25 protein-coding genes are annotated in these 23,994 nt (G+C 44.8%); 6 read left to right on the forward strand and 19 right to left on the reverse strand.

Translation table 11 applies throughout. The annotated features are described in order from the left end of the window. Positions 1-141: 141 nt before the first annotated feature. The 3 genes from R8O70_RS22295 to fabR all read right to left on the reverse strand — a co-directional run bounded on the left by R8O70_RS22295 (position 142) and on the right by fabR (position 2,718). Positions 142-1,419 carry a tyrosine-type recombinase/integrase gene (locus R8O70_RS22295; protein WP_025576334.1) on the reverse strand — a complete coding sequence of 426 codons (1,278 nt, stop codon included), beginning with the start codon at positions 1,417-1,419 and terminating at the stop codon, positions 142-144. A gap of 292 nt (positions 1,420-1,711) precedes the next feature. Then, a complete protein-coding gene (locus R8O70_RS22300) occupies positions 1,712-2,077 on the reverse strand; it encodes a YijD family membrane protein (protein ID WP_005378634.1) in 366 nt (121 codons plus the stop codon). Continuing rightward, a complete protein-coding gene (gene fabR / locus R8O70_RS22305) occupies positions 2,077-2,718 on the reverse strand; it encodes an HTH-type transcriptional repressor FabR (RefSeq protein WP_005378632.1) in 642 nt (213 codons plus the stop codon). Before fabR ends, R8O70_RS22300 begins: the two co-directional genes overlap by 1 nt. Positions 2,719-2,981: 263 nt before the next feature. On the opposite strand from fabR, the gene sthA reads away from it, so the two are divergent. Continuing rightward, on the forward strand, positions 2,982-4,412 hold the full coding sequence (sthA, locus tag R8O70_RS22310) for a Si-specific NAD(P)(+) transhydrogenase (protein WP_186584596.1): 1,431 nt from the start codon (positions 2,982-2,984) through the stop codon (positions 4,410-4,412). A gap of 57 nt (positions 4,413-4,469) precedes the next feature. On the opposite strand, the gene dinF is transcribed toward sthA, so the two are convergent. From dinF to lexA, 3 genes are all read right to left on the reverse strand, one after another. Continuing rightward, on the reverse strand, positions 4,470-5,819 hold the full coding sequence (gene dinF, locus R8O70_RS22315; RefSeq protein WP_258624517.1) for an MATE family efflux transporter DinF: 1,350 nt from the start codon (positions 5,817-5,819) through the stop codon (positions 4,470-4,472). A gap of 55 nt (positions 5,820-5,874) precedes the next feature. Then, positions 5,875-6,669, reverse strand: coding sequence for a class I SAM-dependent methyltransferase (locus R8O70_RS22320; protein ID WP_005378679.1), 795 nt, complete (start codon positions 6,667-6,669; stop codon positions 5,875-5,877). A gap of 194 nt (positions 6,670-6,863) precedes the next feature. Continuing rightward, positions 6,864-7,484, reverse strand: a complete 621-nt coding sequence (gene lexA, locus R8O70_RS22325; protein ID WP_005378682.1) for a transcriptional repressor LexA — start codon at positions 7,482-7,484, stop codon at positions 6,864-6,866. Positions 7,485-7,852: 368 nt separating this feature from the next. On the opposite strand from lexA, the gene plsB reads away from it, so the two are divergent. After that, positions 7,853-10,279, forward strand: coding sequence for a glycerol-3-phosphate 1-O-acyltransferase PlsB (gene plsB / locus R8O70_RS22330; RefSeq protein WP_062730810.1), 2,427 nt, complete (start codon positions 7,853-7,855; stop codon positions 10,277-10,279). 64 nt (positions 10,280-10,343) lie between these two features. Here plsB and ubiA read toward each other — a convergent pair whose 3' ends face one another. Both ubiA and R8O70_RS22340 read right to left on the reverse strand, forming a co-directional pair. Then, positions 10,344-11,198, reverse strand: coding sequence for a 4-hydroxybenzoate octaprenyltransferase (gene ubiA / locus R8O70_RS22335; protein WP_318184380.1), 855 nt, complete (start codon positions 11,196-11,198; stop codon positions 10,344-10,346). Further along, a complete protein-coding gene (locus tag R8O70_RS22340) occupies positions 11,199-11,738 on the reverse strand; it encodes a chorismate lyase (protein ID WP_005378686.1) in 540 nt (179 codons plus the stop codon). 161 nt (positions 11,739-11,899) lie between these two features. On the opposite strand from R8O70_RS22340, the gene R8O70_RS22345 reads away from it, so the two are divergent. Continuing rightward, positions 11,900-12,310 (forward strand): flagellar basal body-associated protein FliL, encoded by a 411-nt coding sequence (locus R8O70_RS22345; protein WP_005378687.1) that lies wholly within the window; start codon positions 11,900-11,902, stop codon positions 12,308-12,310. Between the two features lie 63 nt (positions 12,311-12,373). Here R8O70_RS22345 and glpG read toward each other — a convergent pair whose 3' ends face one another. The 6 genes from glpG to ftsY all read right to left on the reverse strand — a co-directional run bounded on the left by glpG (position 12,374) and on the right by ftsY (position 17,939). Beyond that, entirely contained in the window at positions 12,374-13,216 is an 843-nt protein-coding gene (gene glpG, locus R8O70_RS22350; RefSeq protein ID WP_193838024.1) for a rhomboid family intramembrane serine protease GlpG, read from the reverse strand. Next, positions 13,216-13,536 carry a thiosulfate sulfurtransferase GlpE gene (glpE, locus tag R8O70_RS22355; protein ID WP_005378691.1) on the reverse strand — a complete coding sequence of 107 codons (321 nt, stop codon included), beginning with the start codon at positions 13,534-13,536 and terminating at the stop codon, positions 13,216-13,218. Before glpE ends, glpG begins: the two co-directional genes overlap by 1 nt. Before the next feature lie 493 nt (positions 13,537-14,029). Beyond that, positions 14,030-14,887: an RNA polymerase sigma factor RpoH gene (rpoH, locus tag R8O70_RS22360; RefSeq protein ID WP_005378693.1), complete on the reverse strand. Its 858-nt coding sequence runs from the start codon at positions 14,885-14,887 to the stop codon at positions 14,030-14,032. A gap of 176 nt (positions 14,888-15,063) precedes the next feature. Beyond that, positions 15,064-16,032 (reverse strand): permease-like cell division protein FtsX, encoded by a 969-nt coding sequence (ftsX, locus tag R8O70_RS22365; protein WP_005378695.1) that lies wholly within the window; start codon positions 16,030-16,032, stop codon positions 15,064-15,066. Then, positions 16,022-16,696 (reverse strand): cell division ATP-binding protein FtsE, encoded by a 675-nt coding sequence (gene ftsE / locus R8O70_RS22370; protein WP_005393800.1) that lies wholly within the window; start codon positions 16,694-16,696, stop codon positions 16,022-16,024. The genes ftsX and ftsE overlap by 11 nt, the downstream gene beginning before the upstream one ends. 22 nt (positions 16,697-16,718) lie before the next feature. Further along, complete coding sequence (gene ftsY / locus R8O70_RS22375; protein ID WP_064368850.1) at positions 16,719-17,939, reverse strand: signal recognition particle-docking protein FtsY; 1,221 nt, start codon at positions 17,937-17,939, stop codon at positions 16,719-16,721. Positions 17,940-18,169: 230 nt separating this feature from the next. Between ftsY and rsmD the strand changes: the two genes are divergently transcribed. Next, complete coding sequence (rsmD, locus tag R8O70_RS22380; RefSeq protein ID WP_005378702.1) at positions 18,170-18,769, forward strand: 16S rRNA (guanine(966)-N(2))-methyltransferase RsmD; 600 nt, start codon at positions 18,170-18,172, stop codon at positions 18,767-18,769. 25 nt (positions 18,770-18,794) lie between these two features. Beyond that, a complete protein-coding gene (locus R8O70_RS22385) occupies positions 18,795-19,061 on the forward strand; it encodes a DUF1145 domain-containing protein (RefSeq protein WP_005378704.1) in 267 nt (88 codons plus the stop codon). Positions 19,062-19,118: 57 nt separating this feature from the next. On the opposite strand, the gene R8O70_RS22390 is transcribed toward R8O70_RS22385, so the two are convergent. The 4 genes from R8O70_RS22390 to R8O70_RS22405 form a co-directional block, all read right to left on the reverse strand. Beyond that, a complete protein-coding gene (locus tag R8O70_RS22390) occupies positions 19,119-19,703 on the reverse strand; it encodes a YhgN family NAAT transporter (protein WP_005389671.1) in 585 nt (194 codons plus the stop codon). Between the two features lie 106 nt (positions 19,704-19,809). Beyond that, positions 19,810-20,031 (reverse strand): YecH family metal-binding protein, encoded by a 222-nt coding sequence (locus R8O70_RS22395; RefSeq protein WP_005378711.1) that lies wholly within the window; start codon positions 20,029-20,031, stop codon positions 19,810-19,812. A gap of 69 nt (positions 20,032-20,100) precedes the next feature. Then, positions 20,101-20,721, reverse strand: coding sequence for a lysoplasmalogenase (locus tag R8O70_RS22400; protein ID WP_005389670.1), 621 nt, complete (start codon positions 20,719-20,721; stop codon positions 20,101-20,103). A gap of 1,081 nt (positions 20,722-21,802) precedes the next feature. Then, positions 21,803-22,171 carry a hypothetical protein gene (locus tag R8O70_RS22405; RefSeq protein ID WP_005378717.1) on the reverse strand — a complete coding sequence of 123 codons (369 nt, stop codon included), beginning with the start codon at positions 22,169-22,171 and terminating at the stop codon, positions 21,803-21,805. 327 nt (positions 22,172-22,498) lie between these two features. Between R8O70_RS22405 and R8O70_RS22410 the strand changes: the two genes are divergently transcribed. After that, a complete protein-coding gene (locus R8O70_RS22410) occupies positions 22,499-22,828 on the forward strand; it encodes a DUF2500 domain-containing protein (RefSeq protein ID WP_005389668.1) in 330 nt (109 codons plus the stop codon). Here R8O70_RS22410 and R8O70_RS22415 read toward each other — a convergent pair. Beyond that, positions 22,825-23,838, reverse strand: coding sequence for an acyltransferase (locus R8O70_RS22415; RefSeq protein ID WP_206955042.1), 1,014 nt, complete (start codon positions 23,836-23,838; stop codon positions 22,825-22,827). The two genes, R8O70_RS22410 and R8O70_RS22415, sit on opposite strands and share 4 nt — an antisense overlap. Positions 23,839-23,994: the final 156 nt, after the last annotated feature.

The raw sequence follows: 23,994 nt of genomic DNA on the forward strand, positions 1-23,994 counted from the left end.
CTTAGCGAGTTATGTATTCTCTCTATCGTCTTCCAAAAGACTTCCCCATTCATGAAGCCCACATAGCCAAAGAGCCACGATTAAATTTCGCTCAGATAAAGAGTAACACCCCCTAACTAGTAAGAATAATCTCTAAGAATTTTACAAATGCTTAGGCAACTTCATCGACTCTAAAGGAATGACATTGCTTGTATCTAACGCTTGCAACTTTTCTCCCCATGCTTGCAGTACCACTAACTGCTCTTCAAGATAGTCGTGATGGTTATATACCCGCAACATACCTGGTAGCTGGTGACCAACCGTCTTTTCAATCGCCACGATATCCAGCCCCATTTCGCTACAACGGCTGATAAAGGTGCGGCGTAGATCGTGTGGCGAAAAACGCTCAAAATCTTCCGGTAAATTGCGTTTGATCAGAGCACGTACTGCTGCGGGTTCTTGAAGTTTGTCATCCATAAGCTGCGGCCAAACAAGTTTCCATTTGCTTGGTACATTCTCACGCTGCTCTTTAAGAAGTTTCAGTAGGTAATCACTTAATGGTACTTTTCGGCTCTCCTGACTCTTGGTGTGACGTTCTTTTGAACTGGCTGGCAACAACCATACCTTCTCTTGCAAATCTACCTCACTCCAACGCATTTCAAGCACAGCACTAATACGTTGCCCACACCCGAGCAAAAACTGCATTAGACGGACGTTTGAGGGCTCTGTACGCCAAGAAGGCAAGCTTGTTAGCAATGTTTTCAATTCTGAAAAGCTCAAATTGCGTTTTGTGACCTTAGAACCACCACCGACATCCTTGGATTTCAAATGTGGTGCAGGGTGTGCACCAATCATATTCAAAGCTAGCGCATGGTTGATCACCTGATTGATAATTCTATGGCATGCATTAATCGCACCCGCTTTTCGCTGTCCATTCTCATCAACCTTTGCATCAAATACTTTATTAAGATCATGAATTCTCAACTCTTCTAATTTGATGTGACCAAGAAATGGTTTGACATCCCGGCTATAGGTTGCCCTCGCTTGTTCTCCTCGTAGCTGCTTGGACAAACGCTTCTCGTCAAAACTGGCAAAAGCATCATCAAAAGTTTTTGCTTCCTCTTGCTCGCGCTGTTCACGTGCCAGTTCCTGTTTCGGATTTTTATTGTTTTCCAGCCAGCTACGGTAACGCCCCGCTTCTGTTCGAGCCTGTTCAAGTGTCATCCCCGTTTCCGGTTTCAACTTAACATACCGTCCCATGGTGATTTTTTCGTGTTTGTTACCAGCCTGAAAGCGAAAGATCCAAGTCATCGTGCCCGTTGGTCGAACGCGAATATTCAATCCTTCGATTTTCTTATCTGGAATTAAATATTCCTTGCCTTGTGGCTTCAATGCTTTCAGCGTGGCATTCGTACTAATTTTATCGACTGGCTTGATCATGACTGAAAAACCTCTGTATTTCTGGGTACAGCTCTGGGTACGGCGTGGGGTACGGGGAAAGACGAGTTTTCATTGTACGGCTAAAGACATCCTTGGACAAGGAACAATTAAAATCCGATTAAAAACAACATATTAAAATGAAAAGTTGGATTTTAGAAGACGTTACAAGATTCAGAGTTCGATTTACCCACCACATGGAAGCGGGAGTGCTATTGGAACGCAAAGTGTAACCCACGGCGTCAAATACAAAAAGCGAGCTCAATGGCTCGCTTTTTAATTTGATTCGTTTTGCTTATTCCGCAGAAGTCTTCTTGCTGACAAAACCTAGCTTCTTACCAATCCATGCGAGTAAGATCATTGAAACCATGATCGCAAAGAAGTTTGAGCCTGCTTCTGGGTATTGCGCTTTAATAAACGCAGAGTGACCAAACGCACCTACGAAGAAACACGCCAAGCCAACTAATGGGATATCTTCTGATACCGGATTATTTAGGTACTCTTGGTAAAGAGCTTGTACAGCCAGTACGAGTGCAATCAATGGGAAGATTGAAAAAGACACTTCACTCATGGTCAACCATGACAACAAAGCATCACCACACATACCTGCAACCAGTGCCAAAATCAGCGTTTTCTTTTCAGATTTATTTCCATTCGACATTATTCTATCCCGCCTTTTAATCGGTTACGTTCACGTTCTTTGCGATACCAATAGGCCCCTTTGGCTATCATTCGCAATTGCATGATCAATCGCTCGGCGAGTTCATCGCGCTCACGTCGATCTAAATCTAAAGCTTCAGCTCCCGAACTGAAAACCAAAGTCACAGACGCTTCTGCTTGAGTATACGCCTCTTCTCTGGTCACGCCGGTGCTCATTAAATACTCGGTTAATTCTGCCGCAAAATGCTGGATTTCTCGAGCAACAGCGGTACGAAATTCAGCAGAAGTGCCGGAGCGCTCACGCAACAACAAACGAAAAACGTTCGGACTACTTTCAATGAATTCCATAAAGGTTTCGACCGAGGTACGAATTACGCTACCTTCTTTCACAATACGTTGACGCGCCTGACGCATCAGTTGACGTAGTAGCAAACCGCCTTCATCAACCATGGTTAAGCCTAGCTCATCCATATCTTTGAAGTGACGGTAAAAAGAAGTCGGTGCAATCCCTGCCTCTCGGGCGACTTCTCGCAAGCTAAGGCTGGAAAAGCTGCGATCCGCACTTAATTGACTAAATGCCGCATCGATCAATGATCGACGTGTCTTCTCTTTTTGCTGTGCGCGGATTCCCATCGATTTCATTCTTAACTTGCTCTTTTTCTGTAGGGTACAAGAGCCTCAATATAACGCAATTTGCTCCTACGGAGAAAGATATGTTGCTTCGCTCGCTCTGAGCGCCGAGAACGTTACTATTGGCATGCATCTAATTGCAATGTTCTCGATGCAATTTATAGACATACAACATACCAAATCACCCTTTTGGTCGATTCTGCGTGATCACTTCCACTCTCTAACAGGCATTACGTGTACCAATAGAGTAAATGAGTTAAAATCGCGCTAAAGCAATGTTAAGCAAATATAACAAGGAAGGCATCATGGCGCATGTTAATCACTATGACGTGATCGTAATCGGTAGTGGCCCTGGCGGAGAAGGGGCTGCAATGGGATTAACCAAAGCGGGACTGAATGTTGCCATTGTCGAGAAAGAAAGCAGTGTCGGCGGCGGTTGTACTCACTGGGGAACTATTCCATCTAAAGCACTGCGTCATGCCGTTAGCCGCATCATCGAATTTAATAGCAACCCGCTATTTTGTCGAAACAACACCAGCGTTCATGCAACATTTTCTGACATTTTAGGTCATGCTAAATCGGTCATTGATAAGCAAACTCGACTTCGTCAGGGCTTTTATGACCGTAACTCATGCACACTTTTGTTCGGAACCGCGCGATTTATCGATAACTACTCAATTGCAGTGATGCAAAGCGACGGTACAGAAGAAATCTATTCTGCAGATAAGTTTGTCATCGCGACGGGTTCTCGTCCGTATCAGCCTAACGACGTAGATTTCTTGCATGAGCGCATCTACGACAGTGATTCCATTTTGAGCCTGAAACACGACCCTCGCCATATCATCATTTACGGTGCGGGCGTTATCGGTTGTGAATACGCTTCTATCTTCCGCGGCCTTGGAGTGAAAACCGACCTTATCAATACCCGAGACCGCTTGTTGGAGTTTTTGGATAATGAAGTGTCAGATGCGCTGTCTTACCACTTCTGGAACAGCGGTGTAGTAATTCGTAATGATGAGACCTATGAAAAAATCGAAGGCACAGAAGATGGCGTGATTATTCACCTACAATCTGGCAAGAAGATGAAGGCAGACTGCTTGTTGTATGCGAATGGTCGAACAGGTAACACCGATAAGTTGAATTTGGGTGCAGTGGGTCTGGAAGCGGACTCTCGCGGACAACTAAAAGTAAACCGTAACTACCAAACCGATATTGAGCACATTTACGCTGTAGGCGATGTCATCGGTTACCCTAGCCTTGCAAGCGCCGCTTATGACCAAGGGCGATTTGTCGCACAAGCCATTACGAAAGGTCAGGCAGAAAACTATCTGATTGATGATATTCCAACGGGTATCTACACCATCCCAGAGATTAGCTCTGTGGGTAAAACCGAGCAAGAGCTAACAGCTGCGAAAGTACCGTATGAAGTAGGACGCTCTTCGTTCAAGCATCTAGCTCGTGCACAGATCGCAGGAAAAGACATCGGTAGCTTGAAGATATTGTTCCATCGTGAAACCAAAGAAATTTTAGGGATTCACTGTTTTGGCGAACGTGCCGCGGAAATTATCCACATCGGTCAAGCCATTATGGAGCAAAAAGGCTCAGCGAATAACATCGAGTATTTCGTCAATACCACCTTCAACTATCCAACAATGGCCGAAGCGTATCGTGTCGCTGCGTTGAATGGTTTGAACCGCTTGTTCTAATCTATGCTTCTTGATAGCAGAAAGAAAAACAGCAGGCTTGGACCTGCTGTTTTTATATCAACATTGTGCTAGGAAGGTATCCTTGTGCCATTGGTAGAAAAAGATAACCCCTAAACCAATACCCCGCATCAACATAAAGCTCGTCATTGCAAACCACAGCGCGTGATTTTCCCACTCGGCGAACAAGTAAAAGACAACGAAGAAACTGCTGGTCGCGACAAACATACTATTGCGCATGTCTTTGCCTTTGGTTGCACCGACAAAAATGCCATCCAATAGAAAGCACCACATCGACGCAAGTGGCATCACCACCAGCCAAGGTAGATACACCGCTGCTTGCTGTTGTACCGCCTCAATTGAAGTGATCATGGCGATCAACTGGGATCCCGCCAAACCAAAGAGCGCGGTCAGTCCTAAACAAATAACCAAACTCCAAAAGAAAGTGCCGACAAGCGATTCACTCAATTGTTGCCTATCTTTGGCACCAATCGCCTTCCCGACCATGGCCTCCATTGCGTAAGCAAAGCCATCCATGCCATACGAGATAATCATCAGGAAGCTCATCAGAACCGCATTTGCAGCGACAACCTCATCACCAAAGCTCGCACCTTGGAACGTCATAAAGCTAAAAGCCGCTTGCAGACACAAAGAGCGCAAGAAAATATCGCGATTCAATTTCACGAAGCGCCCTAAACCGTGTTGAGTGCTGGTTAGCAACTTTTGAGGTGATGGTAATTGCCTCTCTCGCCAGGTTTTCCAGACACACATGAGACCAAAACCCATGCCTGAGTAGTCAGCAATCACCGATGCCAGCGCAGCGCCTTCTACTTTCCACCCCAAACCAATCACAAACAACAAATCGAGGGCAATATTAGTCACGTTGGTGATGATCACCATCCACATTGGTGCTTTGGAATTTTGCGTTCCGAGCAGCCACCCCAACAACACAAAGTTCATTAGCGCAGCGGGGGCACTCCACACACGGATAGAGAAATATTGCATACCGTAGTGTTTTACCTCTGCGCTGGCGTCACTCCAACCAAAGATCAAATCAGCTATCGGGGTATGGGCAATAAGGAAGACTAACGCAAACAGCAGCGCCATAAGTGAGCCTTGCATAAACACCAAGGCAAGTTGCTTTCGGTCTTCACCGCCATAGGACTGCGCCGCCAACCCAGTAGTCGACATACGCAAAAAACCAAGCAGCCAAAACGTCACGCTGATCATGGTGCTGCCCAACGCAACACCACCCAAATACCAAGCGTGGTCTAGATGACCAATCACCGCAGCATCGACCAAACCGAGCAATGGAACAGTAATATTCGACAGCACCATAGGTATAGCTAAAGCTAAGACTTGACGATGAACTTTTGGGTTAGATAAAGGAGAGAAGATTGAATTTGTCACAGGCACCTCATCAGTAAGATCGACGAGTGTACCTGAGCGCTTAACGACTAGCCAATTACCACTTGATGTGAACGAGGACTGGCGTGAGGCGATGCTTCAACATTGGAATCTTATTAAGCCAACGCTGCCAAGCTTTCCAACGAGAACAGAATCTATCGAATGGCGAGAAAGCTTTCACCCATTGTGCCCATGGTAACCATTGCAATATCTGTGCTGCAGGCGCTTCAAAGCCATGAGCATAACGATCAGAGCCAAGCTTTTGCCCCCACTTGGTTTCCGTTAAATCTCCTGCCAGCACCATACACAGTTCAGCAGAAACAAAATGTCGACCCAAGGTTTGAATAAATTTCGCGACTTGGCGCTCTGTGCAATCGAGCAGTGCCATTTCACATAAAATGAGTACTGGTGCTTGCTCTGGAATGGCTAACGTCTCTAGCCACGACATTTCATCCACACTGCCACAGCGATGTTCATAGCGTTCATTTTTGTGGAACAAGCGCTGACGCCATACCAAATTTTCCGTCACATCCAGCTCTATCCAATGGCAGCGTCCATTATCCAAACGATAAAAGCGGGTATCCAGCCCCGCTCCGACATTGATTATCCAAGCATCGGGATACTGCTGTAAGAAGTGACTAACCTGCTGGTCACAAAGCTGAGTCAGCGTCACGTGCAGCAATTGCTTCTGCGCAATATCACCACTCAAACAATCCGGCGCCATCTTACAGCTCAAACACGCTTTAGCAGCTATCGGATCGTACACCAAGCCATTGTCGACCATGCTTTCACGGCTACGCAATAACAGTGGCTTCAATAGATGGTTAGGAACTTGATGTTTAGACTGAGACATGGGCATTTCCTGCGCCAGAGAGAAAACATAGACATTAATAAAGATGATAATGAATATCAATTACATTATCAAGCTTATAAATTGGCCAAAACAAACAAGGTCAAGATGATGAGCAAGCTTTTGGAGGAAGTAGAAAAAGAGAAAAGAAGAGAAAAGACAAAACAGCCCAGATCAACTGGGCTGCTTAAATGCACTTACATCCAATCGGTATTACGAATAATACCAACGGCTAAGCCTTCAATCGTAAGGTGCTGAGACGTTAAGTCCACTTGGATTGGGGCAAACTCTTCATTCTCAGCATGCAGTAATATGGTTGAGCCTTTGCGCTCCAAACGCTTCACAGTCACATCATCATCAACACGCGCAACGACAACTTGACCGTCTCTCACGTCTTGGGTTTTATGCACCGCGAGCAAATCGCCATCCATAATCCCGATGTCTTTCATACTCTCGCCATTTACACGAAGTAAGAAATCCGCTTGCGGTTTGAACATCGCAGGATCGACTTGGTAGTGCGCCTCTACGTGCTCTTGAGCCAAGATTGGCTCACCCGCTGCGACTTGACCAATCAAAGGCAAACCCTGCTCATCATTGGCTGCGTCTTCAAGCAGGATACGAATCCCACGAGAAGCGCCTGGAATAATTTCAATTGCTTGCTTACGAGCAAGCGCTTTTAGGTGTTCCTCTGCGGCATTCGCAGAGCGGAAGCCAAGCTCACGCGCAATCTCTGCACGAGTTGGTGGCATTCCGGTGTCGTCGATTTTACTTTTAATCAAATCGAAGACTTGTTGTTGGCGTGGCGTTAACGGCTTCATGTCTCACCTGTCTTTTTATACAGTTAACTGTGAGTATATCCAGTAAATGCTCAAATGAAAACCCAATTGGTTGTTTTTTAATTTATTTGTGGGGAGCTTTCAGCTTACCAATTAAGTTCATTCTTTATTCGTTTAAAACATCGACTTTTCAGTTAATCAAGTCAAAGCAATAACTTAGGGGTTCGACTAATTTACAGCCAATAAAATTAAAAGGTTTGACCAGTTTCTGGTATCCTTGCAGCGCTTAAATTTTATCGCCTAGGCTTATTTCTATTGCCGTACTCATCTCTTTTTATAGAGAAGACATGCAAAGCGGAAACTGAAATAAGGTTAGGCCTGTTTGAATACCTATTGAGGCTGTGAACTTTATGTCTTCTGGACAATCATTTTCACGTTCATTACTAAAACTACCTTTATCGGTACTGGTAAAGGGCACCGCAATCCCGTCGAACCCGATTGAAGATCTGAACATCGACCTAACTAAACCGATTGTATATGCCCTGCCGTTCCGCTCGAACGTGGATTTGCTGACACTGCAAAAACAAGCCATGAGCCTTGGTCTACCCGACCCGCTCAGCCCGCTGGAAATCAATGGCAAAACGCTGAACCGTTTCGTCTTTATCGCTGCGCGTCCAACTGTGATGAACAACGATAATGATGTCCCAACCGATTCTGTCTCTCTGTTCACTGACTTACTGGAACTGCACAAGCTGGATAGTGAGTTGGATGTTCAAATGATCCCTGCAACCGTGCTTTGGGGGCGTAAGCCAGGTAAAGAAGAGAACCAAAAGCCTTACCTTCAACCGATGAATGGTCCGCAAAAAGCCAAAGCGGTAATGGCGGCGGGACGCGACTGCTTAGTTCGCTTTAGTCCCGTGGTATCTCTGCGTTATATGGCAGACTCTCACGGTACCGACAGCGCAATTGCGCACAAACTGGCTCGCGTGGCGCGTATCCACTTCTCACGCCAGAAACTGGCTGCTTCAGGCCCAAACCTGCCACAACGCCAAGTGTTGTTTGCTCGTTTACTAAAGTCTCCAGCTATTGAACTGGCGATTGCTGACGAAGCCAAGAGCAAAAACATCTCGATTGATAAGGCACGTAAAGAAGCCCACGACATCATGGATGAAATCGCCGCCGACTTCTCCTACAGTCTGGTGAAAAACGGCGACCGCATCCTGAGTTGGTTATGGACAAAACTATACCAAGGTTTGCACATCAATAACGCCTCGACTGTGCGTCGTTTAGCGCAAGACGGCCACGAAATTGTGTACGTTCCGTGTCACCGTAGTCATATGGACTACCTGCTGTTGTCTTATGTTTTATACCATGAAGGCATGGTGCCTCCGCACATTGCGGCAGGCATTAACTTGAACTTCTTCCCGGCCGGTCCGCTTTTCCGTCGCGGTGGGGCGTTCTTTATTCGTCGTAGTTTTAAAGGCAACAAACTGTACTCAACCATTTTCCGTGAGTATCTAGCTGAGCTGTTTGCCAAAGGCTATTCAGTCGAGTACTTCAGTGAGGGTGGTCGTTCACGTACAGGTCGCTTACTGCAAGCGAAAACGGGTATGCTGGCTATGACCATCCAAGCAATGCTACGTGGTCTAAACCGCCCAGTAACGCTAGTGCCGGTCTACATCGGCTACGAGCACGTGATGGAAGTGGGCACTTACGCGAAAGAGCTGCGTGGCAAACGCAAAGAGAAAGAAAACGCAGGGCTTGTACTGCGTACTCTGCGTAAACTGCGTAACTTTGGTTTGGGCTATGTGAACTTCGGTGAGCCAATTCAGCTCAACCAATACTTGAACGAGCATGCTCCTGAGTGGACGAAAGACATCGACAGCATGGGTGGTAACAAACCACAATGGATGAATCCTGTGGTGAACGACCTCGCTAATAAGATGATGACGCACATCAATGATGCGGCGGCGGCAAACGCGTTGACCTTGTGTGCAACCGCACTGCTTGCTTCTCGTCAACGTGCACTTTCTCGTGACTCGCTGATCAACCAGATCGAGTGTTACTTAAAGCTACTCAAAAATAATCCGTACTCAAGCACCTCCACTATCCCTACCGAAAGTGCTGAGGAGTTGGTCGATCATGCAATTTCGCTTGATAAGTTCGTGATTGAAACCGATAGCATGGGTGACATCATTTCGCTGGACCGTAGCCAATCGATCCTGATGACTTACTATCGCAACAACATCATTCACTTGTTCGCTCTGCCATCATTAATTGCCCAAATGCTCATTCGTCAGCGCAACCTTTCGGTAGCCAAGATTCAAGCGAATGTCGCGCAAATCTACCCATTCTTGAAGAAAGAGCTGTTCTTAAGTTACCAAGAAGACGAGTTGGATGAATTGGTCGTTAAAACACTGCATGAATTTGCCGATCAGAAAATGATTAGTCTGGATGGTGATAAGCTAGAGATCAATCAGTCGAACAACCAGCCTTTAGTTCTGTTAGGTCGCACGATAACTGAAACGCTGCAACGCTACTCTATCGCGATGAACTTGCTTGTTGCTTACCCTGAACTGGGTAAATCGGACCTAGAGCAGAAGAGCCAAGATATTGCTCAGCGCCTAGGGCGTTTGCACGGTATTAATGCGCCAGAATTCTTCGATAAAGGTGTGTTTACCGCGATGTTCAATACGCTCAAACAGCAAAAATACCTCGATAACGATGGTAACTGTGACACGAAGAAAACGCAGCAATTTGCACGACTACTGTTCACTCTGCTTTATCCAGAAGTGAAACTGACGATCGAAGAGAGTATTCACCAACTTCAGTCGTAACCGTTTTACCTTCTTCCAATAAGAAAAAAGGCATCCAATCGGATGCCTTTTTCTATTTCTTCGCTTACCAAAATGCGACCAGTAACCCTATCGCTATCACCATGCCAACATAATTGTTGTTAAGGAAAGCCTTAAAGCACAACTCACGCTCACGGTGACGAATTAAGTGCTGCTGATAAACAAACAACGACGCTGCAATCAAAAGGGTCCAGTAGTAACTTTGTCCCAATTGGTAGAACAGCCCTAACCAAACCAACATCGCGAGTGCAATCAGTTGCAACACACCAATAATAAGCTTGTCATGACGACCAAACAGAATTGCCGTCGATTTAATGCCAATCTTTAGATCATCATCTCGGTCTACCATCGCATATTGAGTGTCGTACGCAATGGTCCACAAAGCGTTAATGAGGAACAAAAACCAAACAATCAATGGTAATTCCCCAGTTTGTGCAGCCCACGCCATTGGAATCGCCCAGCTAAAAGCCAAGCCTAAAAATAGCTGTGGAATATGAGTGTAACGCTTCATAAATGGATAGATGAACGCCAACACAATGCCAGCGAAGGATAGCTGAATCGTCAGCGGGTTCATGGTCAGCACTAACAAAAACGAGCTGATACCCAAAACCAAAAATAATCCAATCGCTTCTTTTGCTGTCACTTTCCCTGATGGCAGTGGACGTTGCTTAGTACGCTTTACATGGCCGTCGACTTTGCGATCTGCAAAATCATTAATCACGCACCCCGCACTACGCATTAGGAAAACACCCAATACAAACACGATGAATACATCCCAACTTGGCATCCCTTGGGCTGAGATAATTAGCGCCCAAATCGTTGGCCACATCAGTAACAGTGAACCAATCGGGCGGTCCATGCGCATCAGTTGCCAATATGCTTTGGCTTTTTCTGCGGACATTTACACTGTCTCCTTAGCGTAAACTGGTGAATTAGATAAGAATAACTCGGCGACTAGCATCGGTTTGTGATTCATCCACAACCTTGAGCGTCGCGCTAACAAACGTCCTTCTGGTACGGCTACCCATCCCATTTGCAAAGAGTCCCGCTCAACGTTATCTGCGCTGAACACAGTTAGTCCTAATGGGATATCCCCTTGTTGAGCCAAATCATACTGCTGATCAACTAAGGTTGAACGAGGAATCAATGTCCGCCCAATAACCCAGTTGTTATTGTCACCGCACAAAATTACCTCTCTCAGTAAGCAATCTTGTTCGGACAATAACTGGCTTTCGTCCTGTTTTAATGTCGCTGCAGTGACGATCTGATTTTGTAGTAATTCTACCGTTAACGCTTGGCAGTGCTGTTTTAAACGACGTGACAAAGACCCTTGCTCTTCAAGCCAATGCTTGGCAAATTCATTTGGAAATTCGAATTCTTCGGGGTTTTGCCACTCTACTTCCAATAAAGAAGCAAGATAGAGTGATGTTGGCTGATTCATACTAGTATTCAATTGGAGGCTTTATGCGTACAATAAAGCAACAACTTACCGTCCATAGTAATGTATGTAACCGTAAGTTCCGTTATTTGTTATAGACGGCCCATTGTATCAAGACTGAAGCGATTCGAATATCGCGATCCAGAGAAAGAAAAGTTAGAAATATGTACAAACGTTATATAGCCCAAATTATTTTTGCGTTAACCATACTATTCGCCGCACCAAGTTGGGCTGAAACGGAAGAAGCTGGACCTAAGTTGGCATACTTTACCCTAGAGCCTGATCTCACTACTAACTTTTACACCAAAGGCAAAAAGTTAGGTTATGTGCAAGTGCGCATCGACATCATGGTAATGAGTCAACAAGATTTATCAGTTGTTGAGCATCACCAACCTTTGATTCGCGATGCAGTGATTGAATTACTGGGTAAGCAAACAGAAGATACGATTAAGTCCCTGTCTGGCCGAGAAGATCTGCGCAAAACCTTAGTGACGACCCTCAACGAAACACTTTTGCCTGAAACAGGTAAAACCATCATTGCCGATTTGTTGTTTACAAAATACCTTTATCAATAAACCCAAATCCGTTTTGAACATAAAAAAAGACCGCCCTTGAGCGGTCTTTTCATTTCATCTGCTTTAGGCTTGCTGTTGGTATTTCATCTTGCCTGAATCAAACAGCGCAATCGCCATCCCCGACAGTAGCCCAACTAAGTGAGCGGTGTTTGCAATCGCCATAAATGGCTGCACAAAACCAAGAACTAACCATACCAACATAAAGACGATAATTGGCTTGGGTAGCGTAAGGCCTAAATGTGGCAAGCGGTAACCCAATATCCACAAATAACCAAGCAGTGCATAGACCACGCCAGACAAGCCGCCGAAGTTAGCCCCTTCAACATAGAACTGGCCAGCCCCTGAAAGCGCTGCCGACACCACAAAGAGTTGCAATAGCTTACCGGAACCGAGACGACGTTCGATGTCGCCACCCAACTGCCACCACCATAGTAAGTTAAACACGATGTGAGTTACTGAAAAGTGCAGTAACGCATGACTTAGCCATCGCCACACTTGCCATTGTTGCCCCTCAAAAGCCGGGAAGTGCAACAACTTAAACACGCCATTGCCAAAGCCAAACATTTGTAACAAGTAGGTGATGATACAGACTGTCATGATCAGCAAAGTCATGGGGCCAGCTTTCGCTTTGACCATGCTCATGATACTCGGGCTGGAATAATGAAATGTGCTCTTACGAGTATCGGCAACGTCCCACGAGGCGGCGCTGTATTTTGAATCAGACGGGTTAGCAAGGAACAGCTTAAGTTCGGCTTCCGCTTCTATTTCATGCTGGCTATCAGTCAGCCACAGCGCAAATTGCCCATCCCCTTCTGGCATCATTTCGATGTCAATTTGGCGAGAGGCCATATAATCAATAAAGGCTTGCGCCATACGTGGATTATTTAACGTTACCAATCTCTTCATTAACTTCTCACTATCGGTAGTTCTGCTCGATGCCAGGCTTCAAAGCCACCATCTACACTGTACACCTGTTCAAAGCCTTGGTTAACCAAATATTGCGCCGCACCTTGGCTACTAATACCGTGGTAACACATCACTAGAATAGGTTGTTCGAACTCCACTTCATCCATAAACGCAACGATCGTATCGTTAGTTAAGTGATACGCGGACTCGGCATGTGCAACGGCAAACGATTGAGGGTCACGGATATCTACAAGCTTCGCATCACCCTGCTCGAGCAGCGCTTGCGCACCTTGTACATCGATATGCTTAAACTGATCCATTTACTTTCTCATTGTCTTATTAATATACCCAAGCAACCTCGAACCTAACGTACTAATCAGCACCCGTGGTACAGCATAAAATCCATATTTGAAGCTGCTTGGGTATACTGCCGCTATTGTAACCTATCCAACGGCAAACTTAGACACATGGATAATCAGGCTTTTCAAAAGTGTACACATTCCAACCATTTGTGGATAAAGCTGTGAATTGCGTTGATAAAGTGTATTTGGATCTTTTGATCCACAATATGTAGTGATGATCCTGATCTAACTGTGTGTATATCTATAACTATCCCCAGATGGAAAAGTGCTTGAATCCCTTATTTTGTCCGGGTTTCGAACAGTTGATAAATAATTACTTCACAGAGTTATACACAGGTAGCACATAAAATCCGGATCGCAAACGCTATCGATTTTCGATCGACAATAAAAAAGCCGAGATCACATGATCTCGGCTTTCTATGAAAATCTTACTTTCAATTAGCAGTGGAAATTAAAATTCACCCACAGCCAATTTTAGTTTCTTCATTGCATTTTTTTCTAGCTGGCGAATACGCTCGGCAGAAACACCGAACTCATCAGCTAAGTCTTGCAATGTTGCTTTCTCATCATCTAACCAACGAGAACGCACGATGCGCTGACTACGCTCATCCAAACTCGCTAATGCATGACCCAAGCGATTGTTGGTGTGCATTTCCCAGTTGGCGGCTTCAATGTTGTCGGCCACATCAGACGATTTGTCTTCTAGGTATAGCATCGGCGCTGTGTAAGCGTTTGAACTGTCGTCTTCATCAGTTGGCATATCAAAGGTTGAATCCACCGCCGCTAAGCGTGATTCCATCTCGCGAACTTCAGAAGGCTCAACACCTAACTCGCGCGCAACGGTTTCCACTTCACCGTTGTTAAACCAACCCAAGCGCTTTTTCGACTTACGCAGGTTGAAGAACAATTTACGTTGCGCTTTAGTGGTCGCAATTTTCACGATACGCCAGTTACGTAGCACGTATTCGTGGATCTCTGCTTTGATCCAGTGGACAGCAAAAGAAACCAAGCGAACCCCTACTTCTGGGTTAAAACGCTTAACGGCTTTCATTAGACCGATGTTACCCTCTTGCACAAGATCCGCCATTGGCAAACCGTAGCCAGAGTAACCACGAGCAACGTGAACAACGAATCGTAGGTGCGAAAGAATTAGACCTTTTGCAGCCTCAATCTCACCTTTATAGTGTAATCGTTCTGCCAGCTCACGCTCTTCGTCTGCAGTCAGCATTGGGTAGCTGTTTACTGAGCGAATATAGCTATCAAGGCTATCTTGCGTGACTAGAGCCATCGGATACGCTTCTTTTGTCATTCAATTCCTCATCAATCTCTGATCTGGAGCATTACATTGCAATTTAGCTTCGATATCTTGAACTCAAAATGAACAAGTTTCAAGAAGGGGAAGCAATTATCCATAAACATTTGGTCTAAGCAAGGGTTCAAAATTAGCTAGTGCTAATGAAATCCAAGTAATAAGACCGCCATCACTTAAACTGGTTCAATTTCTTTTAAATGTCGTTGCGCAGAAAAACGCGCCGCAATACATCCCAAAAGACTCCCAATGATGATTAATAACAAAGATTCATCCCAACTTAGACCAATCAGGCGGAACTGGCTATCGTACAACGCAGCAAGGTCTTCCACCGCACTATTCATGACAATGGTCACTAAAGCCGTTACCAACCACGCAATAGTGGCACCTAACACGCCAAACCACATGCCTGTGTACAAGTAAGGGCGCAGAATAAAACTGTCCGTCGCACCGATCAGTTTCATGGTTTGAATCTCTTCTTTATTCGCCAGCACATTAAATCGCAATGTATTGCCAACGATTAAAAATACCGCACCGAGCATCAGCACTGTCAGGGTAATGACAATAATACTCGCGAGAGTTTTGATGGCATCAAGACGCGCCAGCCAGTCTTCGTCAAGTCTCACGTCGGTCACATCTTGTTGCTCTCGAACGTCTTTGGCTAATGACTGAATATCACTTTTTAGCTCCGAATCTGGCGTAATCACCAACACACCAGGTAGCGCATAGCCACTTAAAAGACTGATAGCTTGGTCGAACCCTGCATATTGGCTTAAATCAGATAGACCTTGTTGCGGTGAAATATATTCTACCTCTTTTACCAAAGGCCAAGTTTCAATTTGATCTTTGAGAACCATCACTCGCGCATCCGGCATGCCTTCAACTAAGTAAGCACTAACTTGTGAAGGAGAAGCGACATCTTCCGCTGCCCCCGCAACGTTTTTCCCCAATAGATACAAACAAGCTGGCATGGCAAGTGCCATGGAGATGACCGCTAGGGTCAGAATGTTGCCTAGTGGTCGTTGCCATAAGGCGCTAAAAGAGGATTTAGCTTGTTTTGCGTGGACAGAGAAAAAACCATCGGTATTCGCACGCTTGGCACTACGGCCTTTCCCCTTCTTTTGGGAGTGCTTGTTACCTGCCATAGTCTTCTACCTCACTTAGGAAGCCTTGGTTCAATTCAAAATGACGATACTGTGGGCGAGTGTTTACTAACCCCACATCGTGCGTGGCAAGTAGGATAGTCACGCCCGCACGGTTAAATTCTTCGAATAGACGCAACACACGGTTGGATAATTCTGGGTCAAGGTTACCCGTAGGCTCATCAGCCACCAGCAACGTTGGTCGATTAACCACAGCACGGGCAATACCGACGCGCTGTTGCTCACCACCAGAAAGTTGACTAGGTAGACAACGAGCTTTATCGAGTAAGCCCGTTTTATCTAACGCCGCAGAAACACGGCGTTTGATTTCGTTTTCAGAAATCGATTCGATACGCATTGGCAGAGCGACATTGTCGTACACACTGCGATCCATCAATAGGCGATGATCTTGAAAAACAATCCCAATATTGCGGCGCAAAAAAGGGATGTCTTTGCTTGGAATACGCGTGATGTCGTGACCATTAAAATGGATTTTGCCATCGGTTGGTCGCTCTATCGCGCAGATCAATTTCAGCAAGGTACTTTTACCAGCCCCGGAATGTCCGCCTAAAAACGCCATTTCACCGCGCCTCAGGTGAAAATCGACTTTTTGCAGTGCTTGTCGACCACCTCGGTAAGCTTTGCTTACTTGCTGAAATTTGATCACCGTTGATTTCCTCTAACTCTTTTTATTCTTCACGACTAAACAGTGCGTCAATAAACTCTTGAGTTTCAAATGGACGCAAGTCTTCGATACCTTCACCCACACCAATGTAACGAATTGGAATACCGAACTGATCAGCGATAGCGAAAATTACGCCGCCCTTGGCTGTACCATCCAGCTTAGTCAAAGTAATCCCGGTTAGAGGGGCAACATCACTGAAAAGTTTCGCTTGGCTAATGGCATTTTGTCCTGTACCTGCATCAAGCGTTAGCATGATCTCATGTGGTGCAGAGTCATCAATTTTCTTCATCACACGTACAATCTTACGCAGCTCTTCCATTAGGTTCGCTTTGTTCTGTAGACGACCTGCTGTATCAGCAATCACCACATCCACACCACGTGCTTTTGCCGCTTCAATCGCATCATAGATAACAGAGGCACTGTCTGCGCCAGTATGTTGAGCAATCACAGGAACATTATTACGTTCACCCCACACTTGTAACTGCTCAACCGCTGCGGCACGGAAAGTATCGCCCGCTGCAAGCATCACTTTTTTGCCTTGAGTTTGGAACTGCTTCGCTAGCTTACCGATGGTCGTGGTTTTACCCACGCCATTTACACCCACCATCAAGATGACGTAAGGCGTTTTGTTGCTATCGATTTCTAGTGGCTGTTCGACTTTAGAAAGAATCTCAGCCATTTCTTCTTTCAACAAACCATAAAGGGCTTCGCCGTCTTTCAGATCGCCACGTGTGGCTTTTTCTGTCAGGTTGTTGATAATTTTTGTTGTGGTATTCATGCCCACATCAGCAATAAGCAGTTGCTCTTCTAGCTCTTCAAATAAGTCCTCATCGATTTTCTTACCGCTGAACAGACCGAAGAAGCCAGCACCAATATTTGCTTTTGTTCGGCTTAGGCTGCGTTTAAGACGAGCAAAAAAGCTTTCTGTTGGCTTTTCTTGTTCTTGAACACGAGGCGCGGCCGATACGACTTCTGGCTCTTCTGCTTCTGCTTCTGCTTCTGCTTCTGCTTCTGCTTCTGCTGGGGCAGCCTCTGATTGTTTCGCTTCTTCTTCAAGTTCTGGCGTTGCTTCCGCTTGCTCAGCAACCGCTTCGGTTTGCTGCTCTTCAGAAGGCGCTTCCACTGCTTCTTCTTTTACTGTTTCTTCAGTTTTTGGTTTTGGGCTTTGTTCTTCGTCACCAAAACCTAGCCACGAAAGTAATCCGCGCTTCTTTTTTTCCGTCATCTGGGGCTATCCTAGATTGTTCTTTTATCTATTAATGACTCTTTTTTGACAAGATTATTATCTGTCTAAAAAAGGCTAATGACAAAGTTCTGAAAACTTTCCGATTAGGTAATTCTAATCTTATTAGTGTTACACTCTGTCATCTTGAATATTCTGGGCTGTATCCAAGCTCCAAGCTCATTGCTTGGGCGATTAGATATAGTATCACTTTATTAGCGGTCAAAAAATCTATGGTAAGACGTCGCCAGCAAAACTCATCACAAAAAAAGCCAACAACGGGCTTTGTTCGCATTATTAGTGGCTTATGGAGAGGCAGAAAACTTCCTGTACACGATGCTGAAGGCTTACGCCCCACGACCGATCGCGTCAAAGAAACGCTGTTTAACTGGTTAGCTCAAGATGTACCACAGGCAAAATGTCTCGACTTGTTTGCTGGCTCTGGCGGCTTGGGATTTGAGTCAGCTTCGCGCCAAGCAGAGCAAGTGACCATGGTTGAGCTAAACCCACAAGCTTTCCAACAGTTACAAAAGAATGTTGCCTCTCTTAACGCGAACAACATCCAAGTGGTAAATACCGACGCACTGAGTTTTTTGAAGCAACCGGGTTCTGCTCACCATGTGGTGTTTATTGACCCACCGTTTCGCAAAGGTCTATTGGATGAGACCGTGGCTCTGCTAGAACAAAATGGCTGGCTCGCGGAAGATGCGATGATTTATATTGAAACAGAAAAAGAACTCAATATTGCCGACTTACCAGAAAACTGGCAATTACATCGAGAAAAAACAGCAGGCCAAGTGAGCTATCGTCTGTACGAACGTACCTCCGCATAACGCCTCGATTTAAAAGGATACTTAAATGAAAGCACTAATTATGCTGGCCAAAGCGGCTATCGCCTTTGTTTGGTTAGTATTAATCCTAAATATTTTTATGCCCTTTCCCGGCAATGCCGCGATTGCGCTCTACATCATGACCGCTTTTTTGTTCATCATGCACGGTTTACAAATGGCCATCTTCATTGGTGCATTTGGCGACAAAATAAAAATGAGCAGTTGGGAAAAATATTCAATCCTGATTTTTGGTATTTTTGCCCTACTCGATATTCGTCGTAAACACATGATGTAATCGCTCAGATACGAAAAAGCCGCTCTTGTGAGCGGTTTTTTTTCTGCGTTTCGTTCGTCACCCAATGTAACTTTTTACACCATCCAAGAACATTTGAGTGGAGATCATCACCAGTAACAAGCCCATTAAGCGTTCTACCGCCTTCAAGCCACGTTCACCCAACAAGCGATTAAAGAAGCCATAAAACATCAGTATAAAAAATGTTGCGCCCCACGCAATTACGACTGATGCTGACATTTCCAACATTTTCTCTGGATGTTGCGAAGACAGTAAAAGCAAGGCTGCAATCACTGAAGGGCCCGCGATCATAGGAATGGCCATCGGAACAATAAAGGGCTCCTCGCCTGCTGCCAGTCCAGTGATGCTGCCAGCACTCGGGAAAATCATCTTAATCGCAATAATGAAGAGAATAATGCCACCAGAAATGCTGAGCGTTTCTGGCTGGACATGCAAAAAACTTAAGATGCTTTGTCCTGCAAACAGAAATAGCATCAAGATCAGTAAGGCAAACAGTAGTTCACGAATCAATACCTTACGACGACGCTTGGGATCGATATGTTTGAGAATAGACAACACAATCGGCAAGTTACCGAGAGGGTCCATGATTAGAAACAGCATGGTCGCTGCAGAAAGAATGTCCATATTCTGGCCTCACCTAAAAAATGGCGGCCAGTGTATAGCAAACTGACAACATGAGTATATGACTGAGGGCGAAAACACCATAGTCACCCTCGATCTTAGCCGCCGTTTAGTGATTGCAAACTCGCGCCATATTGACCACAAACTTACCTTCAAGCTCACGAATTTTGTCGCGCTTGAGCAAAAATGCTAGTAATGCATCTAAGTCTAGATCATTCAGTTTACAGGTGTGAAAGCGAACGCTAGCACCAAAGTGCTGTGTGAGGGCTTCGCGATCCATTGGTGTTTCTCTAAGTAGGTTTAGCAGCTCGTGAGCATGGATTTCACTCATTATTGACTCCAGTTATTAAGAACAATGCGTTCAGTCTACTGAAATCCTCAAGAGCTGCTTTGACTTAAATTAGTAAATGATTGAGGCAACAATGAGAGCATGAGCAAAAAAGTAACTGCCACTCACCCACAAATAGGCGTGTTTCATCGGTTTTCGATAACCGTGTATCGCGTATGCCAGCGCCGAATAGATCAAAACTAAGGTTCCGCTAAAGCCGATAGCATTGGCGTAACTCGGCACTTGTAACCAAACTTCACCGGCTGCCCAAGCAAGTTGAACCAGCATCATCCCCATGATCACAACAGGGAATACCAGAGAGTCGAGTTGAGGCAGCAACAAAAAGAACGCCACGATACTCGCTGCAAGCAGCAGGGCCAACAGCCACCAGACAATCTCACCATTAAGCTGCACCCAAAATGACTTGCTGTAGCATACCTGGGCAACCAGATAAGCCGTAAAATAGATTAGCTTACGAGTTTTAAACGAGTGCAGCGTATCTGCCACCATAGACACAATCAGCCCACCCGCAATCCAGTAGGTATATGTTGCGGATGCACCTTGAGTTAACACCAACACAAGAAGAAGTAGCAGAGTAAAGATTTTAAACACGAGGGATTGTGTCGGGTTAGCTTGCTTTGCTCCCAACACGGAATACACACCTGATAGCCCTATCGCCAGCCAACTCCACATGCAGTATACACCTTTTACTTAAACTCGCCGCTAGTCTAGGTAGACCAGTTTTGATGTAAAGACACAATCTACGAAAGTTGGATCTCGCTAGCGATTCGAAACATTTTGTAACCCTCAGCCTACGTAATAATAAAGCCGATGAGCCTGAATGATGCCACTAAACATTGGGGCCAAGCTTTGCTCATCAGCCGAACCCATCAAATCACACGACACAATAACCAACGCTTTCTAAAACTATTTAACTGAAAAACAGATAAGTGCTCCAGGTAAGCCGCCATTTCACAAACTGACGATTAAACCACCAGGATGTATATAATGCAGTCAACAAGAATAAATAACAGACACAAAATAGAAAATAGTCTTAGTAGCGCTCTAAGAGAGGAGAAACCACTGATGACTAGGGGTAAAAACTAAGGAAACCGACCTTAATTCAGTAAAAAAAACATCAGACAAGAAAAGTAAGTCAATGATAAATAAAACCATAATTTCAATAACAGATAAAAGTGCGGACTTCATAAACCATAGAATCACTAAACACTTTTGAAGCCCATATTTTCTCATAAGGTAAGAAAATCTCACTCCATGCTTTCGATTTGACGATGCAACCTCATAGCACATTTTTTAATTTTCTCAATTTTTGAGAAATACAGACAAAATAAACACCCAACATACCACTCGAAACAAAAAACAATTACAAAGCCAACATCACAAACCATTTAACATTATAAAATCATACACTTAAAACAAAAAAGGATAGAAATAAAACAATGTGAACACTTTAAATACAGCACAAAAAACATAGTTTCATTAGTCAGAATCACGTAAAACTAGACAAGTTAAGTGTGGTTTTTGAAAAGATTAACGAGCATATGTTGATCAAACCCCAAAAACAGTGCTATATTAAATTCATCGAGTTCATCAAAGATTAAGGGGTAGTGTTATGATTTCATCTTCTCAAAAACAAGGGCTGGTTATGATTGCAGTGGTTGTGGGTTTAATGACACTGCCAATGATGTACTAACCCAATGATTTAAAATAAAAAAGGACGCAAATGCGTCCTTTTTTATTTATCTGTATAGCTCTACTGAATGTGCTTAGACAAAATATCCCAGTGCATATAGTAGAAACCAAGAGCGGCCAGCGTAATCAACGTCATTAGCAAAATTGCTGTACGCCAAATAAAGCGAGAGCTTCTTGGTGTCAGCTCTTTTTCACAAGCATCACATGCCGCCATAAAGCCTTTACGATCATCCAGCTTGTAATCGTCTTCGTGCACCACTTTGTTACGCACGGTTGCGATGAATCGAAGCTTTGCTATCACGTCATGCGGTAAACGTTCTTCACAACTATTAATAAGTTGGTGCAACCCTTTCCCTTCTGCATGGTACTGAGTACGCAAAAGTTTTTCGATCGTTCGGGTACGCATGACTACTTTTTCAATATCTGACATCGTAACCCTCCTTGCCAGACCCTTCCTATGTTCATTATTTTTATTCTTCTATAAATTTAGAGCTTTTTCGAGCCGTTAAGTGCAATTTTACTTTCAATTTGTGCCCTTGAGCTCATATAGCCCAACAAGTGAAAGCCGCTTCGTTCAGCTTTAGTGACTTCGCTTGCAGATGAAGCGACGATTTCATCGTGCATCATTAAGATAAATCGTGAAGTGCGCCGAATAATCTCCATATCCCTTTCATTAGATTATGAATAAGCTACCTCAACTCATCGTTTCGTCAGCGAGTTCTGTAGAATGGGACCCGATAAAACATTGGAGGTTAATATGCCAATCTCACTTATTGTCGCCCTATTCGCCCTTATTGCCTTGGGCGCGTGGGTGTTTTTCCGTTTTTATAGTAAGCACTATGTGGGCGAAGACGCTCCAGAGCAAAGCGCGCAGGTAACGGTTTTAGATAAACAAGCGATAGACATACCAAACGCACCACCAGGTCAAGACGATCAAGAGTATTGGATTTACGTTCAACGTGGTTCTATCGGTCCAAAGCGTGAATTCCAAATTGGAGTGCATTACTACCATGCACTCAACCCTGGAGATAAGGGAACACTGACCTATCGCGGCAACAAGTTCCTTCACTTCGCTATCAAACGTTAAGGCAGTAACCAACGAGTCTTGGCAGAACGAGAAAAGAGATAGCTCATCGCCAAGGCTCCAGATCCACTTAGAACGATCCAGACTGGAATCACCCAAGCAGGATGTCCTGTGTACCAACCGAACTCTTTCATCGGCCATAAGAAAATAGGGTGAAGTAAGTAAATCCCCAAGCTGTGCTGACTGATCACACTGACCGCTTTTTGTACTTTTGGTGATAAGCCTTCACCAAAGTAACGCCCGATCATAAAAATCATCGAAGCCGCTAGAATCACATTCAGTGTTTTATAAGAGAGCCAGCGCCCAACCGTATACTTCTCCGCCTCTAAGCTATTTGTCACAACCATCGTAAAGGTCACTGCCAACGCCACGAGTCCTAGCCCAACAAATAAGGTCACCATAGAGCGATTCGAAGGTACCTTTTGAAATAAAACATACCCCAGTGGAAGGTAACCCATATAAAGCCACATCTGATTACTCCAAGGGCCATCAATCTTGAACAAGAACAGTGTGCTGGTGAAAAGCCAAAATGCGAGATAGGTATACAAGACGTTGTCATCCACGTTGCGTACCATCCATTGAAACAGCGGAATCACAAAATACAGTGGTATAAAGTAATAGAAAAAGCCGAGATGGTAATACGTTGCGTGGAATGGGCTATTGCTTAATACCTCTTTTACGGTTTCAAAATCAAAGCCTTGAGAAGTCCAGCCTGAAAGGTACGCATAAAACATCGACCAAATAAGAAATGGAACTAAAACTTTGCCCAAACGCCTTTTGATATAATACTTACCGTCAAATGGTCGAGTGTCACTGAGCATTAGCGCTCCGGTGATCAAAATAAAAACTGGCACTGCCCAGCGGGTTACGCTATTCACGCCTACCGCTGTCAGCCATTGGTCAAATGGAATCACTCCTAACTCATTTCGATACGGTGCCAAGACGTGAATGGCGATCACTGCTACCGCTGCGAAGCAGCGCAATAAATCAAAAAACAGAACCCTTTCTCTCATACCTTTCCCTACTTTGAGTCGCTTATCGTTTATAGCATAGGGTAAATCTCAACCAGTGAAATGGTTAACAATCTGTTTTTGCTTATTTTTAACTCAACAATGACCTACAACGGGGATTTCATCACCACTCTAATCACTTAACGAGAACCAAAAACC

Origin of the sequence: Vibrio sp. 779(2023) (assembly GCF_033344285.1) — a bacterium.
Classification (GTDB): Bacteria; Pseudomonadota; Gammaproteobacteria; order Enterobacterales; family Vibrionaceae; genus Vibrio; species Vibrio alginolyticus.

What these genes read in the sequence shown, in the direction of transcription:
- rpoH (WP_005378693.1), bottom strand. Translation starts at nt 14,887, where the DNA reads ATGACAAAAGAAGCGTATCCGATGGCTCTAGTCACGCAAGATAGCCTT.
- glpG (WP_193838024.1), bottom strand. Translation starts at nt 13,216, where the DNA reads ATGAAGAGATTGGTAACGTTAAATAATCCACGTATGGCGCAAGCCTTT.
- rsmD (WP_005378702.1), top strand. Translation starts at nt 18,170, where the DNA reads ATGGTAAGACGTCGCCAGCAAAACTCATCACAAAAAAAGCCAACAACG.
- R8O70_RS22320 (WP_005378679.1), bottom strand. Translation starts at nt 6,669, where the DNA reads ATGTCTCAGTCTAAACATCAAGTTCCTAACCATCTATTGAAGCCACTG.
- R8O70_RS22385 (WP_005378704.1), top strand. Translation starts at nt 18,795, where the DNA reads ATGAAAGCACTAATTATGCTGGCCAAAGCGGCTATCGCCTTTGTTTGG.
- R8O70_RS22410 (WP_005389668.1), top strand. Translation starts at nt 22,499, where the DNA reads ATGCCAATCTCACTTATTGTCGCCCTATTCGCCCTTATTGCCTTGGGC.
- ubiA (WP_318184380.1), bottom strand. Translation starts at nt 11,198, where the DNA reads ATGTCCGCAGAAAAAGCCAAAGCATATTGGCAACTGATGCGCATGGAC.
- sthA (WP_186584596.1), top strand. Translation starts at nt 2,982, where the DNA reads ATGTTAAGCAAATATAACAAGGAAGGCATCATGGCGCATGTTAATCAC.
- fabR (WP_005378632.1), bottom strand. Translation starts at nt 2,718, where the DNA reads ATGAAATCGATGGGAATCCGCGCACAGCAAAAAGAGAAGACACGTCGA.
- R8O70_RS22400 (WP_005389670.1), bottom strand. Translation starts at nt 20,721, where the DNA reads ATGTGGAGTTGGCTGGCGATAGGGCTATCAGGTGTGTATTCCGTGTTG.
- R8O70_RS22300 (WP_005378634.1), bottom strand. Translation starts at nt 2,077, where the DNA reads ATGTCGAATGGAAATAAATCTGAAAAGAAAACGCTGATTTTGGCACTG.
- R8O70_RS22345 (WP_005378687.1), top strand. Translation starts at nt 11,900, where the DNA reads ATGTACAAACGTTATATAGCCCAAATTATTTTTGCGTTAACCATACTA.
- R8O70_RS22390 (WP_005389671.1), bottom strand. Translation starts at nt 19,703, where the DNA reads ATGGACATTCTTTCTGCAGCGACCATGCTGTTTCTAATCATGGACCCT.
- R8O70_RS22295 (WP_025576334.1), bottom strand. Translation starts at nt 1,419, where the DNA reads ATGATCAAGCCAGTCGATAAAATTAGTACGAATGCCACGCTGAAAGCA.
- R8O70_RS22395 (WP_005378711.1), bottom strand. Translation starts at nt 20,031, where the DNA reads ATGAGTGAAATCCATGCTCACGAGCTGCTAAACCTACTTAGAGAAACA.
- ftsY (WP_064368850.1), bottom strand. Translation starts at nt 17,939, where the DNA reads ATGACGGAAAAAAAGAAGCGCGGATTACTTTCGTGGCTAGGTTTTGGT.
- R8O70_RS22415 (WP_206955042.1), bottom strand. Translation starts at nt 23,838, where the DNA reads ATGAGAGAAAGGGTTCTGTTTTTTGATTTATTGCGCTGCTTCGCAGCG.
- lexA (WP_005378682.1), bottom strand. Translation starts at nt 7,484, where the DNA reads ATGAAGCCGTTAACGCCACGCCAACAACAAGTCTTCGATTTGATTAAA.
- R8O70_RS22405 (WP_005378717.1), bottom strand. Translation starts at nt 22,171, where the DNA reads ATGTCAGATATTGAAAAAGTAGTCATGCGTACCCGAACGATCGAAAAA.
- glpE (WP_005378691.1), bottom strand. Translation starts at nt 13,536, where the DNA reads ATGGATCAGTTTAAGCATATCGATGTACAAGGTGCGCAAGCGCTGCTC.
- ftsX (WP_005378695.1), bottom strand. Translation starts at nt 16,032, where the DNA reads ATGGCAGGTAACAAGCACTCCCAAAAGAAGGGGAAAGGCCGTAGTGCC.
- plsB (WP_062730810.1), top strand. Translation starts at nt 7,853, where the DNA reads ATGTCTTCTGGACAATCATTTTCACGTTCATTACTAAAACTACCTTTA.
- R8O70_RS22340 (WP_005378686.1), bottom strand. Translation starts at nt 11,738, where the DNA reads ATGAATCAGCCAACATCACTCTATCTTGCTTCTTTATTGGAAGTAGAG.